Source organism: Thermomonospora cellulosilytica, from assembly GCF_014138835.1.
GTDB lineage: Bacteria > Actinomycetota > Actinomycetes > Streptosporangiales > Streptosporangiaceae > Thermomonospora > Thermomonospora amylolytica.
The window spans coordinates 6,232,151-6,246,679 of record NZ_JACJII010000001.1 but is presented as its reverse complement, the minus strand read 5'-3'; the positions used below and the strand labels follow the sequence as shown (position 1 = coordinate 6,246,679).

Below are 14,529 nucleotides of genomic sequence, written 5' to 3'. Positions count from 1 at the left end.
CCCCCCGCGGAGGAACCCCGTGACCACCCGTGTGCACATCGACGACCTCGCCGGCCTGGCCGGGAAGGACCTGGGCGCGAGCTCCTGGCTGGAGGTCCCGCAGAGCCGCATCGACACCTTCGCCGACGCCACCGACGACCACCAGTGGATCCATGTGGACCCCGAACGGGCCAAGGAGGGGCCGTTCGGCGGCGCCATCGCCCACGGCTTCCTGACGCTGTCGCTGTTCATCCCGATGTTCACCGAGCTGCTGGACGTGGACGGCGTCACCACCAAGGTCAACTACGGGCTGAACAAGGTCCGCTTCCCGGCCCCGGTGCCCGCCGGCTCCCGCATCCGCCTAGCCGCCCGGGTCGCCGACGCCCGTGAGGTCGCCGGGAACGGCGTGCAGATCACCGTCGACGGCACCGTGGAGATCGAGGGCGGGAGCAAGCCCGCCTGCGTGCTGCAGAGCGTGTCCCGCTTCTACCGCTGACCGGGCGGGGCCTGCTGGTACGCGCCGTGCGGCTGCGGCGGCCCGGGCTGCGGCGGAACCGGCCCGGGCTGCTGGAACTGCCGCTGCCACCGCTCGAGCGCGGCCAGCGCGATCTCCTGGGTGCGGCTGAGCTGCCCGGGGCCGCCGTCGCCCGGCCCGTCGGCGTCCTCGCCGGAGGCCGCCCGCCGCGCGGCCACCCGCGCCTTGACGCCCAGCGCGTACGACAGGCACAGCAGGAACGCGAAGGCCACCAGGTAGGCGCCGTGCTCGACGAGATCGGCCATCCTGCCCTTGACCCCGTCCAGCACGCAGAACACCGCGAACCCGGCCGCCCACCCGCACAGCGCGGGCAGGAACCACACGTCCCGGCGGCGCAGCAGGCCCGCCAGCGTCACCAGCACCAGCAGCACCTGCACGACCTTGACCGCGATCAGCGCGGGCGCGGCGACGCCCTCGCCGAGGTAGTCCGACATCTCCCGCAGGTGCGCGTCCCAGCCCAGGAAGGAGAAGACCAGGGCGGTGACGCCGTAGGCCACCAGGAAGATCCCGATCGGGAAGTGGAAGCGGTGGAACCCGGCCGGCCGCCGCGCCCCGGGCGCCCCCGGGAACGGGAACGGCACGGCCGCCGGAGCGTGCTGCGCGGGCTGGCCGGACTGCGCGGGCTGGCCGGACTGCGCGGACTGGCCGGACTGCACGGGTTGGCCGGACTGCACGGGTTGGCCCGACTGCGCGGACTGGCCGGACTGCACGGGTTGGCCGGACTGCATGGGCTGGTCGGACTGCATGGGCTGGTCGGACGGCGGCCGGGGGGCGGGCGGCTCGGGCGGCACCGCCTGCGGCGCGGTGACCTTGGCCGGTCCCGGCGGCGGGGACTGCCGCGCCTCCTGCGGTCGTTCGGGGATCCGCTGCGGCGCGGTGGCCTTGGCGGATTCCGGCGACGACGGTCCGGAGTCCGGGGCAGAGTCCGATCCGGAGTCCGACCCGGAGGGAAGCGGCTGCTGCGCGGTCGCCTTGGCGGACTCCGGCGGGGGCGGCCCGGAGTCCGGTCCGGAGGGGAGCGGCTGCGGCGCGGTGGCCGCCTCCGCGGGGCGTTCCCCGCCGGAGCGTTCCGGGAGCGCCATCTCCCGGGTCCTGTCGTCGTCGTGTGGTCCGTCCGTCACTACCGCCGTCCTCCCTGGGAGCCCCCGTTCGCTATGCGCAAGATATCCGGTTTCGGGGCAGGTGGGGGGCGGTGCGGGCGGCCCGCGCGCAGCTATTCGCGCATCTTGCACCGCTAAGTGCAGATATTGCGTCGGCACCGGCCATTCTATATTCCGCTTGTTTGTCGGGTAAATTTCGCAATGCGGCTTGCGGAGCGCCTGGGGCGGCGGCAATGCTTTCCGCTATATCGGGCCACAGATCATCGAACGGGGAGGGTCCGAAGTGACATCCGAAGGCAGCGCCGCGCCCGTCGCGGCCACCGACGCCGACCTGCGGCTGGCCCATCTGGAACGGCTCGCCGACGCGCTGGCCGGCCGGGGCCTGCAGGTGCGGCTCAGCGCGCCCACCGAACGCCCGGCCAGCCTGCACGTGATCAATCCGCGGGCCACCGCGCTCACCGAGAACATCCTGGCCGAGAACGGCACCGACGGCTGGTGGTTCTGGTGGTCGTGGGCCGAGCGGATCGCCGCGGTCGACGACCTGCAGGACGCCGCCGACCGCATCGCCCGGGTGCTGGCCGCCGGCTAGCCGCGCGGCTCGCGGGGCAGCCCCAGCGTCCGCTCGCCGATGATGGTGCGCTGGATCTCGCTCGACCCGGCGTAGATCGTGTCGGCACGGCTGAACAGGAACAACCGCTGCGCGTCGGTCGGCTCGTAGCGGTCCGGCGGGGCGGGCTCGGTCAGCAGCCCCGCCGCGCCCTGCACGTCCACCGCCAGCTCGCCCAGCCTGCGGTGCCACTCCGACCAGTACAGCTTGGCGATGGAGACCTCCGGCCCCGGCTCCCCGTCCGCCAGTGAACGCATCGTGCGCAGCGCGTTGAACCGCATGATCTCCAGTTCGATCCACGCCCGCGCCAGCCGGTCCCGCAGCAGCGGGTCACGGGCCGCCCCGGTCCGGCGGGCGGTGGCGACGACCGCCTCCAGCTCACGGCGGAACAGCAACTGCTGACCCAGCGTCGAGGCGCCCCGCTCGTACCCGAGCGTCGCCATCGCCACCCGCCAGCCGTCGCCCGGCGCCCCCAGGACGTCGCCCGCGGCGGTCCGCGCCCCGTCGAAGAACACCTCGTTGAACTCGCCGGTCCCGGTCGCCTGCACGATCGGCCGGACCTCGATCCCCGGCTGCCGCATCGGCACCAGCAGGTACGACAGCCCGCGGTGCCGGGTGCTGCCCGGCTCGGTGCGGCACAGCACGAAGCACCAGTCGGCCACGTGCGCCAGCGACGTCCACACCTTCTGCCCGTGGATCACCCACTCGCCGCCGACCAGTTCGGCCCGGGTCTGCACGTTCGCCAGGTCCGACCCGGCGCCGGGCTCGGAGTAGCCCTGGCACCACAGCTCCTCGCCGCGCCGGATCGGCGGCAGGAACCGCCGCTTGTGCTCCTCGGTGCCGAAGTCGATGATCGTCGGCCCGATCAGCCCCTCGCCGATGTGCCCCACCCGGTGCGGCGCGCCCGCCCGCGCGTACTCCTCGAAGAAGACGACCTGCTCCTCCAGCGTGGCGTTCCGCCCGCCGTACTCGGCCGGCCAGCCCAGGCACGTCCAGCCGGCCCGGCCCAGATGCCGCTCCCAGGCGTGCCGGATCTCGTGGCCCTCGTGCTCGCGTCCCGGCCCGCCCAGCCCCCGCGCGGCGGCGAACTCCCCGGACAGGCTGGCCTCCAGCCAGGACCGCACCTCGTGCCGGAACCGCTCCAGCCCCTCGTCGCCGTCGGCCATCGCACCCTCCCGCGCCCGCGTCCCTGCCGTGGCGTCCCATTACAGGACTTCGGGCCGGGCCGCGTTCCGCGCGGTCCCACTGGGCGGGCGCGGCTCAGGACGAGGCGGCGGCGGACAGGCTCGCCGCGTGCTCGATGAGGGTGATCAGGACCTCCTTGGCCGACTCCCGCCGCCGGGCGTCGCAGGTCAGCACCGGAACGTGCGGGTCCACGTCCAGCGCGTCGCGGATCTCGGCCAGGCTGTACTGGTAGGCGCCGTCGAAGCAGTTGACCGCCACGATGAACGGGATCCGGCGCTGCTCGAAGTAGTCGATCGCCCCGAAGCTGGCGGTCAGCCTGCGGGTGTCGGCCAGCACCACCGCCCCGATCGCGCCGCGCGACAGCTCGTTCCACATGAACCAGAACCGGTCCTGGCCCGGCGTGCCGAACAGGTAGATGACCACGCCGTCGCGCAGCGTGATCCGGCCGAAGTCCATCGCCACGGTGGTGGTGGTCTTGGCCTCCACCCCGGAGGTGTCGTCCACGCCGACGCCCGCGTCGGTCAGGTACTCCTCGGTGCGCAGCGGCCGGATCTCGCTGACACTGGCGACCAGGGTGGTCTTGCCGACCCCGAAGCCCCCGGCCACCAGGATCTTCAGCGCCAGCCGGGGGCCGCCGTCAGAGCGTCCGGAGCTCATCGATCACCCTCCTCAGCAGGCCGGGATCGGGCCGGGCCGCCGCCATCGGACGGGTCACCTCGATCAGCCGGTGCTCCAGCAACTCCTCGACCAGCACCCCGACCACCCCCAGCGGCAGGTTCAGCTCCGAGGCCAGGTCGGCGACGGTGTAGGGCCGCCGGCACAGCGACAGCAGCCGCTGCTGCTCGCGGGTCAGCCGGACCCGGGCGGGCACCGGCAGACCGGTGGCGATCAGGATCGTCACGATGTCCAGCGGCTCGCCGCGCGGCCGGGCCCGCCCACCGGTCAGCGCGTACGGGCGCACCAGCGGCCCCGCCGCCTCGTCGAGCCAGCGCTCGGGCGGGTGATCCGACGGTGGCTGCATCGCGGTCACCCGGTGGTCGGCCGGGGCGCCGTGGACAGCTGCTTGCGCACCCGCTTGACCAGCATCGTCATCTCGTAGGCCACCAGTCCGGCATTGGCGTCGGAGTCGCTGAGCAGCGCCAGGCAGCTCCCGCTGCCCGCCGGCACCACGAAGAACAGCCCGCCCTCCATCTCCACGATGGTCTGCCGCACCTCGCCGCAGGCCAGATGCGGTCCGGCGCCCACCGCCAGGCTGTGGAACCCGGCGGCCAGCGCCGCCAGGTACTCGCCCTCCTCCCGGGAGACCCCCCGGGAGGAGCCCATCACCAGCCCGTCCCGCGACAGCACGATCGCCTTGCGGATCTGGCCGACCCGGTCCACCAGATCGTCCAGCAGCCAGCCCAGCTCTGCGGTGACTCCGGTCAAGACGCACCTCCATCAGCGGCCCCCTCGGGGCCGTCCTCGTCGTCGGCGCGACCGCGCAGCCAGCCGTTCTGCAGCGAGGCCAGCAGGTCGCGGCTCTGCTCCGCGGACCGGTCCGGGACCGGGTCCGCCGGGTCTGCCTGGTCGGCGGGCTCGGCGGGGCCGGCGCCGCGCAGCTCGGGCACCAGGTTGGCCTGCCGGATCCGGCGGGGGAGCGGGGCGGGCCCGGCTCCGGCCGGAGGGGGCCGGTCCGCGCCGCCGGTCCCGTTCGCCGCGTTCGGGTCGGCGAGCTGCGGCGGCCTGTCGAACCACGACCGGGGCGCGGGGACCTCGATCGAGCCGGGCGCGGGGGGCAGGTCCAGCGGGTCGGACGGCTGCGGCACGTGCGGCACGTGCGGCATGGCCGGGCCGGTGAGCTCCCCGGCCGGCTCGACGTCGTCGGCCCCGGGCAGCCCCTCGGTGACCAGGTCCGGCGGCAGCAGCACCACCGCGCAGGTCCCGCCGTACACCGACTCCTGCAGCGCCACCTTCACCCCGTGCCGGGCGGCCAGCCGCGCCACCACGAACAGCCCCAGCCGGTCGGTGTCGGCCAGGTCGAACTCCGGGGGATCGGCCAGCCGCTGGTTCAGCGCCGCCCGCTCGTGCGGGTCGATGCCGATGCCCCGGTCGATCACCTCGATCGCGTAGCCGTTGGCGACCATCGCGCCGCGCACCAGCACCTCGGTGGCCGGCGGCGAGAACACCGTGGCGTTCTCCACCAGCTCGGCCAGCAGGTGCACGATGTCGGCGACCGCCGCGCCGGTCAGCGACGCCGACGTGCCGGCGACCACCTCCACCCGGGTGAAGTCCTCCACCTCGGCGGCGGCCGAGCGCAGCACGTCCTCCAGCGGCACCGGCCGGCTCCAGCCGCGGCCCGGGGCGGCGCCGGACAGGATGATCAGGCCCTCGGCGTGCCGCCGCATCCGGGTGGTCAGGTGGTCGATGCGGAACAGGTCCTCCAGCACGTCCGGGTCGGTGACCCGGCGTTCCATCTCGTCCAGCATCCGCAGCTGCCGGTGCAGCAGCGACTGGCTGCGCCAGGCCAGGTTGAGGAACACCCGGGCGACACCCTTGCGCAGGTGCGCCTCGCTGACCGCGGTCTCCACGGCGGTGCGCTGCACCTTGGCGAACGCCGCCGCCACCCGGGCCACCTCGGTGGTCCGGCCGGTCTCCAGCGGGGTCGTCTCGGCCGGGTCCACGTCCTCGCCGCGGCGCAGCCGGCCGACCACGTCCGGCAGCCGCTCGTCGGCCAGCTCGTCGGCGGCCTCCCGCAGCTCCCGCAGCTCCTGCACGTGCCGCCGGGCGAACAGCAGGGACATCACGATGGAGCCGACGACCACCAGCAGCCCCACGCCGCCGGCCGCCGCCAGTTGCAGCACGATCCGGTCGCCGTGCTCGGAGGTCCGGCGCTCCAGGTCCAGACCGGCCTTGGTGAACGTGTCGTTCAGGGTGGCCATGACCGCGGGCACCGTCTGCGCCCAGGCGTCCGCCTCGTGCGGCAGCTGCAGGCCGCGTCCCTGGACCAGCGCCGTCTCCATCTCCAGGTACCGGCGGTAGTCCGGCGACTGCAGGTAGGCGCGCATGGCCTCCAGCGGCGGGCCGGTCAGGTCGGCCATGCCCCGTTCCAGGTGCTGCTGCCGTGCCGTGGCCCAGCGCACCAGGGCGGTGCGCTCGGCGGCGGTGAGCCGTCCGCCGCTGGCCTGCACCGCGGTGATCAGCGCGTCCTGCCGCACCATGTACTCGCGCGACCAGGCGATGGTGATCAGGCCGCGGCCCTGCTGGAAGATCTCCACGTCGTCGACCCGCTGGCCGTGGTACATCCGGAACGCGCCCTCGATGAGCTCCCCGTAGCCCTCGATGAGCTGGATGTTGTCCAGCCGGCGGGCGTCGGCCTGGGCGCGCAGCACGCCGAGCTCGTTCAGGCTGTTCAGCAGCGCGTCGAGCTGCTCCTGCGCGCGCGGGCCCACCGCCTCGTCGATGCCGCCCCGGGCCGCCGCGCGCAGGGCGGCCACCGCGGCGTCGGTCCGGTTCCGCTGGGCGTCCAGGTCGGCCCGTCCGCGGATCCCCTGGGTGCTGAGGAAGACCGAGGTCAGCGCGCGTTCCCGCTGCAGGTGCGCGCTCATCGCCGTGGCGGGCGCGCTGATCTGGTCGTAGACGTTGGCGATGGCGTACCGGTTGAGCGCCGCGTCCACGGCGCCGACGGCCGCGTACGCCCACAGGGCGATCAGCGAGACCAGCGGTACGGCCAGCAGCGTGGTGATGCGGCGGCGGATCGAGCGGCGCCGTGGGGGACGCCTCGGCCCCGCGGGTTCGGTTTCGGCGACAGCCATCCTGGTCGCCCCTCCTCATGCGGAACAGGCGCGCGTGAGCCTCACGACCGTTCCTGGCGACGATCGGAAGGCGCGACGCGCCCGAAATCCAGTGCTTCGTTCTGGTCCCCCGGGCGACTTATGGTTCCCGCCGATCCCCCGGGGCGCAAGAGTCGGCAGGTGGTCTTATGGGCGACCAGCACTGGTATGTATCACAAAACCCGACACCCGGTGATAAACACGGCGTTTTCCCAGGTCGTGGGCTACCATCCGGGCATGGCGGTGGACGCGGTGATCTTCGACTGGGGCGGCACGCTCACCCCCTGGCACGACATCGAGCTCGGCGAGATCTGGCGGCGGATCTGCGCCGCCCACCTCGACCCGCACGAGGTCGAGGAGACCGCCGGCCGGCTGCTGGCCGCCGAGGAGGAGCTGTGGCGCCGCTCCCGCGAGGAGCACCGCAGCGCCACCCTCGACGAGCTGTTCGAGATCGCCGGCGTCCGGCCGACCGAGGCGATGCTGGCCGCCAAGTTCCAGGCCTGGGAGCCGCACACCTTCATCGACCCCGACGCCCCGGCCCTGCTGGAGCACCTGCGGTCGCGCGGCATCAGGGTCGGGGTGCTGTCCAACACCGTCTGGTCCCGCGAGTGGCACGAACGGATCTTCGACCGCGACGGCGTGCTCCCGCTCATCGACGGCGCCGTATACAGCAGCGAGATCCCCTGGACCAAGCCGCACGCCGAGGCGTTCCGCGCCGCCATGGACGCGGTCGGCGCGGACGACCCCGCCCGCTGCGTGTTCGTCGGCGACCGCCCCTTCGAGGACGTCCACGGCGCCAAGACCGCGGGCATGCGCGCGGTCCAGGTCTGGCACGGCACCGCCGACCGCCTCCCCGGCACCCGCCCCGACCTGACCCCGCCCGACGTGGTCGTTCACCGCCTGGCCGACCTCAAGACCCACATCGACGCCTGGCACGGCTGACGCCGCCCGCCGGCTACCGGCGGGGGTACAGGGCGTCCGGCGGGAGACCGGGGAAGGCGCCGACCGTGGAGGAACCGCCGGCGGCCCGCCGCCAGGCGACCGCGCGACCGGCGGCCTCCTGCATCGCCAGGGCCGCGTAACGCCGCAGCTCCGGCTCGTCGACGCCGGCCAGGCCCAGGTAGGCGCCCAGGACGCGGTCCTCCAGAACGGCCGCGAGCTGGGCGGCCGTCTGCGGTGAGGCGACCCGCACCGGGAGCCGGTACGCCGCGGCCGCCGCGACCGGACGGGCGCCGCGCGCGGATATATAGGCGGCGAGCTCGTCGCGGCGGGCTCGGTGGGCGTTCATGACGATCCGGGCGGTCTCCCGGTCGCCGCCGTCCAGCCGCGCGCCCACCGTGCCGTAGCCGTAGACGGCGGCGTGCTCGGCGGCCAGCGCGCCCTGCAGCGCGTCGACCGTGCGGCTCATCGCCCGTCCTCGGCCAGCAGGGCGGCGTGCCCGGCCTCGCAGGCGCCGATGCTGGCCAGCAACTGGGCCATCGCGGGGGCCACCCGCCGCACGTCCTCGGCGCGGGCCGCCGCGGCCTCCCGTTCCGTCCGCGCCAGCAGCTCCAGCGCCTCCTCGGCCGACGGCGGAACGGCGGGCGGCGTCACCACCGGAGGGGTCGCGGCGGCGGACGAGGCGACGGTGCCGGGAACGCGGTGCCGCCGCAGCACCGTCAGATGCTCGCGATGCCGGGCCAGCACCGGGGCCAGCCGCCCGGCCAGGTCCGCATGGGCCCGCAGCGCCGCCTCGTACAGCCCGACCAGGCCCTCCTCCCCGGCGATGGCCGAGGCGAGGACGGCGACGTCCGGCGACGGGGAGGGCGCGGCCCGGGGCTCGTCCCGCGTGCACCCGCCGAGCGCGACGCCCCCGAGACCTCCCAGCACGGCCCGCCGGGAAACGGCCGACCTGGCTGCCGACAAGCCGATCTCCTCCCCCGTGCGCCGATCTCCTTCGTGGATCGGCCTGACGCGGTCAGGAAGTATCCCACAGGACGGCCCGCCCGCCCCGGCGGCGGGCGCGCGCGCCGAAAGAACGCTGGCCGGTCCGCGTGTCGATAGGCTGGAACACGCAACCTGCGGCGCCCGTATCAGGAGGAGGTCCCCATGAGCGTCGAATCCGGCCGTGGCCGCGCTCGGCGGGCCTCGTCCCGCCCGGAGCGGCGGGCCCCCGGCGGCGGCGCCTCGCGCGCCGAACTGGTGGCCGAGCTGACCCGGCTGGTGGCGCCGCTGGCCGCCGCGGAGGGCATGGACCTGGAGGAGGTCGACGTCCGTCCGGCCGGACGGCGCCGGCTGGTGCGGATCGTGGTGGACGCCGACGGCGGGGTCAGCCTGGACGACGTGGCGACCCTGAACCAGGCGGTGTCGGCCAGGCTGGACGAGACCGACCTGATGGGCACCGCCCCGTACGTGCTGGAGGTCACCTCGCCCGGGGTGGACCGTCCGCTGACCGAGCCGCGGCACTGGCGCCGCGCGGTCGGCCGGCTGGTGCGCACCGCGCTGGCCGACGGCGGCCAGGTCGAGGGGCGGGTGGTCGCCGCCGACGACGACGCGGTGGTGCTGGAGGTCGCCGGGCGGCGGCGCCGCTTCGGCCATGGCGAGCTGGGCCGGGGCAGGGTGCAGGTGGAGTTCCGCCGCGCGGAGGGGACCGCCCCGGCGGACGGCGAGGCGTCCGACGATGAGCTCGCCGACCTGGGAGCCGACGAGGCCGGGAACTGAGGGGGGCTTACGTGGACATCGACATGGCCGCACTGCGCAGCCTGGAGAGCGAGAAGGACATCTCGCTCGATCTGGTCGTCAAGGCCATCGAGGACGCCATGCTCATCGCCTACCACCGCACGGAGGGGGCGGCGCCCAAGGCGCGGGTGGAGCTGGACCGCAAGACCGGGCACGTCACGGTGTGGGCGGCCGAGACCGACGACGAGGGCAACGTCCTGCGGGAATACGACGACACCCCGGAGGGTTTCTCCCGTATCGCGGCGACCACGGCCAAGCAGGTCATCCTGCAGAAGCTGCGGGACGCCGAGGACGAGGTGACGTTCGGCGAGTACTCGGGCCGGGAGGGGGACATCGTCTCCGGAGTGATCCAGCAGGGCAAGGACCCGCGCAACGTGCTGGTCGACCTGGGCCGCATCGAGGCGATCCTGCCGCCCGCCGAGCAGGTGCCCGGCGAGTCCTACGAGCACGGCGACCGGCTGCGGGCGTACGTGGTGCAGGTCCGCAAGGGCCACCGGGGTCCGTCGGTGCAGCTGTCGCGCACCCACCCCAACCTGGTCCGCAAGCTGTTCGCGCTGGAGGTGCCCGAGATCGCCGACGGCACCGTGGAGATCGCGGCGATCGCCCGGGAGGCCGGGCACCGCACCAAGATCGCGGTGCGCTCCCGCAAGCCCGGGGTGAACGCCAAGGGCGCCTGCATCGGCCCGATGGGCAGCCGGGTGCGCAACGTGATGCACGAGCTGCGCGGCGAGAAGATCGACATCGTCGACTGGTCGGAGGACCCGGCCGAGTTCGTCGGCAACGCGCTGTCGCCCGCCCGGGTGACCAGCGTGCAGGTGGTCGACGAGGCGGCCCGGGTGGCCCGGGTGATCGTGCCCGACTACCAGCTGTCGCTGGCGATCGGCAAGGAGGGCCAGAACGCCCGGCTGGCCGCCCGGCTGACCGGCTGGCGGATCGACATCCGGCCGGACACCGAGCAGCCGGCGGCCACCGATCGGAGCGGGTCCGATACGTCCGGATCAAGTACGGAGCATGCGACAGGTCCCGCCGACGCGTCGGCGCGGTAGACTCATGACACGTGGCCCGGCCGCTCAGGGTGCTGTTCCATGCCGTACCTGCGTGGGCTGCCGGGTTCGCACGGCCAAGTCCGACCTGCTGCGCCTGGTGGTGGTCGAGGGCGAGATCGTCCCCGACCCCCGCGGACGGCTGCCGGGACGGGGTGCGTCCATACACCCCGATCCGGGATGCCTCGAGCTCGCAGAGCGTCGTCGGGCGTTCCCCAGGGCCTTCCGGGTCCCGGGGCCGCTCGACGTCCGCCCGCTGCGGGAATACCTTGAGGCACGGGCCGGGCGGCATGCGGATGGCCAACGGTAAGCGACGTCTAGTCGGAAGCAGGTCGAGATTGCTATGAGCGCTCGATGAGCACGCCGCGATGAGTACGGCAAGTTAGCGACGGCCCGGAGGCCGCTACCTCCCGGGCCGAGTAGGGAGTGCAGTGGCGAAGGTCCGGGTTTACGAACTCGCCAAGGAGTTCGGAGTCGAGAGCAAGGTCGTCATGGCCAAGCTCCAGGAAATGGGCGAGTTCGTACGGTCGGCGTCCTCCACGATCGAGGCGCCGGTCGTTCGAAGGCTCACCGAAGCTTTCTCGAATTCTTCTACGGGCGCGGACAAGAAGGTCGGCGGGCGCAAGCCGCAGCAGGCCCCCGGCCGCCGGCCGGAGACGGCCCCCAGGCCGCCCGCGGGCGCCGAGCCGGGCGCCCGTCCCGCGGCGCCCAGGCCGGGCCCCGCGCCCAAGCCGGGTCCCCGGCCCGGCCCCCAGCAGGGCCCCCGGCCCGGCGGCGGCCGCCCCGCGGCCCCCAAGCCGGGTCCCGTTCCGCAGGCCCCGGTGCAGCAGGTGCCGGGCGCCGGCGCCCCGCCCGCCGCGGGCGGCGCGCGTCCCCGGCCGCAGGCCCCCGCCGCACAGGCGGGCCAGGCCGGTCCCAAGGCCCCGTCCGCTCCGTCCGCCCCGGGCGGCCAGAGCGGTCCCGCGGCGCCCAAGCCGGGTCCCCGCGCGCCCAAGCCGGGCCCGCGTCCCGGCCCGCGGCCGGGCGCCCGTCCGGGCGCTCCGCGTCCCGGCAACAACCCGTTCAGCTCGACCAACACCGGCATGGGCACCACGCCCAAGCCCGGCCCGCGTCCCGGCCCGCCGCCGGGTGAGCGGTCGGGCGGCGCGCGCGGCGGCGACCGGCCCGGCGGGCCGCGTCCGGCCGCTCCGCGTCCCGGTCCCGGCGGTCCGCGTCCCGGCGGGGGCGGCGGCATGCCGCCGCGTCCGGGCGGTCCGCGGCCGAGCCCGATGAACATGCCCTCGCGGCCCAGCACCATGGGTCCGGGCGCCGGGCGCGGTCCCGGCGGCCGTCCCGGCGGCGGCCCGCGTCCGGCCGGCGGCCGGCCGGGCGGCGGCGGTGCGCGCACCGGCGGCGGTTTCGGCGGCCCGCGTCCCGGCGGCGGTGGCGGTGGCGGCGGTCGTCCGGGCGGCGGTTTCGGTGGTCCCCGTCCCGGTGGCGGCGGTCGTGGCCGCGGCGGCACGGCGGGCGCGTTCGGGCGTCCCGGCGGTCCGCCCCGGCGTGGCCGCAAGTCCAAGAAGCAGCGGCGCCAAGAGTTCGACAACATGCAGGCGCCGGCCGTCGGCGGCGTCCAGGCCCCGCGCGGCAACGGCCAGGCCATCCGGCTGCCCCAGGGCGCCTCGCTGACCGACTTCGCCGAGAAGATCGGCGCCAACCCGGCGTCGCTGGTGCAGATCATGCTGCACCTCGGCAAGATGGTCACCGCGACCCAGTCGGTCGCCGAGGACGACTTGGTGCTGCTCGGCGCCGAGCTGGACTTCGACGTCCAGGTGGTCTCGCCCGAGGACGAGGACCGCGAGCTGCTGGAGTCGTTCGACATCGAGTTCGGCGAGGACACCGGAGGCGAGGAGCAGCTGGTCGTCCGGCCGCCGGTGGTGACCGTCATGGGTCACGTCGACCACGGTAAGACCAAGCTGCTGGACGCGATCCGCAACGCCAACGTGGTGGCCGGCGAGGCCGGCGGGATCACCCAGCACATCGGCGCCTACCAGGTGCAGACCGAGGTCGACGGCGAGGACCGCAAGATCACCTTCATCGACACCCCGGGTCACGAGGCGTTCACCGCCATGCGTGCCCGCGGTGCCGACACCACCGACCTGGTGGTGCTGGTGGTCGCCGCCGACGACGGGGTCAAGCCGCAGACCACCGAGGCGATCGACCACGCCACGGCGGCCGGGGTGCCGATCGTGGTGGCGGTCAACAAGATCGACAAGGAGGGGGCGGACCCGCAGCGGGTGCGCGCCCAGCTCACCGAGTACGGCCTGATCGCCGAGGAGTACGGCGGGCAGACCCTGTTCGTGGACGTGTCCGCCAAGCAGGGCACCAACATCGACGGGCTGCTCGAGGCGATCATCCTGACCGCCGACGCCGAGCTGGACCTCAAGGCCAACCCGGACATGCCCGCCCAGGGCGTCGCCATCGAGGCGCACCTGGACCGGGGCCGGGGCGCGGTGGCGACCGTGCTGGTGCAGCGCGGCACCCTGAAGGTCGGCGACTCGATCGTCTGCGGCGTGGCGCACGGCCGCGTCCGGGCGATGCTGGACGAGAACGGCAACAACGTCACCGAGGCGGAGCCGTCGCGTCCGGTGCTGGTGCTCGGCCTGACCGCGGTGCCCAGCGCGGGCGACAACTTCCTGGTCGTCGAGGACGACCGGGTGGCCCGCCAGATCGCCGACAAGCGCACCGCCCGCAAGCGCAACGCCGAACTGCTGCGCACCCGTCGCAGCCTCTCGCTGGAGGAGTGGATGCAGCGGGGCGAGCGGCAGGAGCTGCTGCTCATCCTCAAGGGCGACGTGTCCGGTTCGGTGGAGGCGCTCGAGGAGTCGCTGCTCAAGATCGACGTCGGCGACGAGGTCGCCCTGCGGGTGATCCGCCGCGGCGTCGGCGCGATCACGCAGGACGACGTCAACCTGGCGGTGGCCTCCGACGGCGCGGTGATCATCGGCTTCAACGTCCGGCCGGAGCGCAACGCGCAGGAGGCGGCCGACCGCGAGGGCGTGGACATCCGCTACTACTCGGTCATCTACCAGGCGATCGAGGAGGTCGAGGCGGCCCTCAAGGGCATGCTGAAGCCGGAGTACGAGGAGGTCCAGCTCGGCACCGCGGAGATCCGCGCGATCTTCAAGGTGCCGCGGATCGGCAACGTGGCCGGTTGCATGGTGCAGAGCGGCACCATCAACCGGGGCGCCAAGGCCCGCCTGATCCGGCAGGGGACCGTGGTGGCCGACAACCTGTCCGTCACGTCGCTGCGCCGCGAGAAGGACGACGTCAACGAGGTCCGCGAGGGCTTCGAGTGCGGTATCGGTCTCGGGTACCAGGACATCAAGATCGACGATGTCATCGAGTGCTTCGAGATGCGGGAGAAGCCGCGCGTGTAGCGGAGCGGGGCGGGGTCACCGTGCTCGTCGGCCTGGCGGCCGACTTCGCCGGTGCCCCGCCCGCTGTGCTGGCCCGGGGGGCGACCCCCGGAACCCCCCGTGTGGGGGAGCTCCGCCCCCCACGCCCCCTGGCGTCG

Annotated in this window: 15 protein-coding genes; 7 read left to right on the top strand and 8 right to left on the bottom strand. The window is 74.3% G+C overall.

What is annotated here, in order from left to right; all coding sequences use genetic code 11:
• Window positions 1-19 precede the first annotated feature (19 nt).
• Complete coding sequence (locus HNR21_RS29400) at window positions 20-475, top strand: MaoC family dehydratase (protein WP_119729372.1); 456 nt, start codon at window positions 20-22, stop codon at window positions 473-475.
• Here HNR21_RS29400 and HNR21_RS29395 read toward each other — a convergent pair.
• Entirely contained in the window at window positions 466-1,635 is a 1,170-nt protein-coding gene (locus HNR21_RS29395; protein WP_182707724.1) for a hypothetical protein, read from the bottom strand. The two genes, HNR21_RS29400 and HNR21_RS29395, sit on opposite strands and share 10 nt — an antisense overlap.
• 262 nt (window positions 1,636-1,897) lie before the next feature.
• On the opposite strand from HNR21_RS29395, the gene HNR21_RS29390 reads away from it, so the two are divergent.
• On the top strand, window positions 1,898-2,203 hold the full coding sequence (locus HNR21_RS29390; protein WP_233358594.1) for a hypothetical protein: 306 nt from the start codon (window positions 1,898-1,900) through the stop codon (window positions 2,201-2,203).
• Here the strand turns inward: HNR21_RS29390 and HNR21_RS29385 are convergent.
• The 5 genes from HNR21_RS29385 to HNR21_RS29365 all read right to left on the bottom strand — a co-directional run bounded on the left by HNR21_RS29385 (window position 2,200) and on the right by HNR21_RS29365 (window position 7,197).
• Complete coding sequence (locus HNR21_RS29385; protein ID WP_119729374.1) at window positions 2,200-3,387, bottom strand: acyl-CoA dehydrogenase family protein; 1,188 nt, start codon at window positions 3,385-3,387, stop codon at window positions 2,200-2,202. The genes HNR21_RS29390 and HNR21_RS29385 overlap by 4 nt on opposite strands.
• 94 nt (window positions 3,388-3,481) lie before the next feature.
• Window positions 3,482-4,063 carry a GTP-binding protein gene (locus tag HNR21_RS29380; protein ID WP_182707723.1) on the bottom strand — a complete coding sequence of 194 codons (582 nt, stop codon included), beginning with the start codon at window positions 4,061-4,063 and terminating at the stop codon, window positions 3,482-3,484.
• Window positions 4,044-4,427 carry a DUF742 domain-containing protein gene (locus tag HNR21_RS29375; RefSeq protein ID WP_119731938.1) on the bottom strand — a complete coding sequence of 128 codons (384 nt, stop codon included), beginning with the start codon at window positions 4,425-4,427 and terminating at the stop codon, window positions 4,044-4,046. The genes HNR21_RS29380 and HNR21_RS29375 overlap by 20 nt, the downstream gene beginning before the upstream one ends.
• Before the next feature lie 5 nt (window positions 4,428-4,432).
• On the bottom strand, window positions 4,433-4,831 hold the full coding sequence (locus HNR21_RS29370; RefSeq protein ID WP_119729376.1) for a roadblock/LC7 domain-containing protein: 399 nt from the start codon (window positions 4,829-4,831) through the stop codon (window positions 4,433-4,435).
• Complete coding sequence (locus HNR21_RS29365; RefSeq protein ID WP_182707722.1) at window positions 4,828-7,197, bottom strand: sensor histidine kinase; 2,370 nt, start codon at window positions 7,195-7,197, stop codon at window positions 4,828-4,830. Before HNR21_RS29365 ends, HNR21_RS29370 begins: the two co-directional genes overlap by 4 nt.
• Before the next feature lie 255 nt (window positions 7,198-7,452).
• On the opposite strand from HNR21_RS29365, the gene HNR21_RS29360 reads away from it, so the two are divergent.
• The gene (locus tag HNR21_RS29360) at window positions 7,453-8,157 is read left to right on the top strand and encodes an HAD family hydrolase (protein ID WP_182707721.1); all 705 of its coding nucleotides are present in this window, start codon (window positions 7,453-7,455) and stop codon (window positions 8,155-8,157) included.
• Between the two features lie 13 nt (window positions 8,158-8,170).
• Here the strand turns inward: HNR21_RS29360 and HNR21_RS29355 are convergent, their stop codons facing one another.
• Together HNR21_RS29355 and HNR21_RS29350 are read right to left on the bottom strand one after the other, a co-directional pair.
• Window positions 8,171-8,623, bottom strand: a complete 453-nt coding sequence (locus HNR21_RS29355) for a ferritin-like domain-containing protein (protein ID WP_182707720.1) — start codon at window positions 8,621-8,623, stop codon at window positions 8,171-8,173.
• Window positions 8,620-9,120, bottom strand: a complete 501-nt coding sequence (locus HNR21_RS29350) for a hypothetical protein (RefSeq protein ID WP_157995959.1) — start codon at window positions 9,118-9,120, stop codon at window positions 8,620-8,622. The genes HNR21_RS29355 and HNR21_RS29350 overlap by 4 nt, the downstream gene beginning before the upstream one ends.
• Before the next feature lie 183 nt (window positions 9,121-9,303).
• Between HNR21_RS29350 and rimP the strand changes: the two genes are divergently transcribed.
• The 4 genes from rimP to infB all read left to right on the top strand — a co-directional run bounded on the left by rimP (window position 9,304) and on the right by infB (window position 14,392).
• Entirely contained in the window at window positions 9,304-9,915 is a 612-nt protein-coding gene (gene rimP, locus HNR21_RS29345) for a ribosome maturation factor RimP (protein ID WP_182707719.1), read from the top strand.
• A 23-nt stretch (window positions 9,916-9,938) separates the two neighbouring features.
• Window positions 9,939-10,979: a transcription termination factor NusA gene (nusA, locus tag HNR21_RS29340; RefSeq protein ID WP_119731940.1), complete on the top strand. Its 1,041-nt coding sequence runs from the start codon at window positions 9,939-9,941 to the stop codon at window positions 10,977-10,979.
• Window positions 10,945-11,286: a YlxR family protein gene (locus tag HNR21_RS29335; protein WP_312881398.1), complete on the top strand. Its 342-nt coding sequence runs from the start codon at window positions 10,945-10,947 to the stop codon at window positions 11,284-11,286. Before nusA ends, HNR21_RS29335 begins: the two co-directional genes overlap by 35 nt.
• A 121-nt stretch (window positions 11,287-11,407) precedes the next feature.
• Window positions 11,408-14,392 (top strand): translation initiation factor IF-2, encoded by a 2,985-nt coding sequence (infB, locus tag HNR21_RS29330; protein WP_119729382.1) that lies wholly within the window; start codon window positions 11,408-11,410, stop codon window positions 14,390-14,392.
• Window positions 14,393-14,529: the final 137 nt, after the last annotated feature.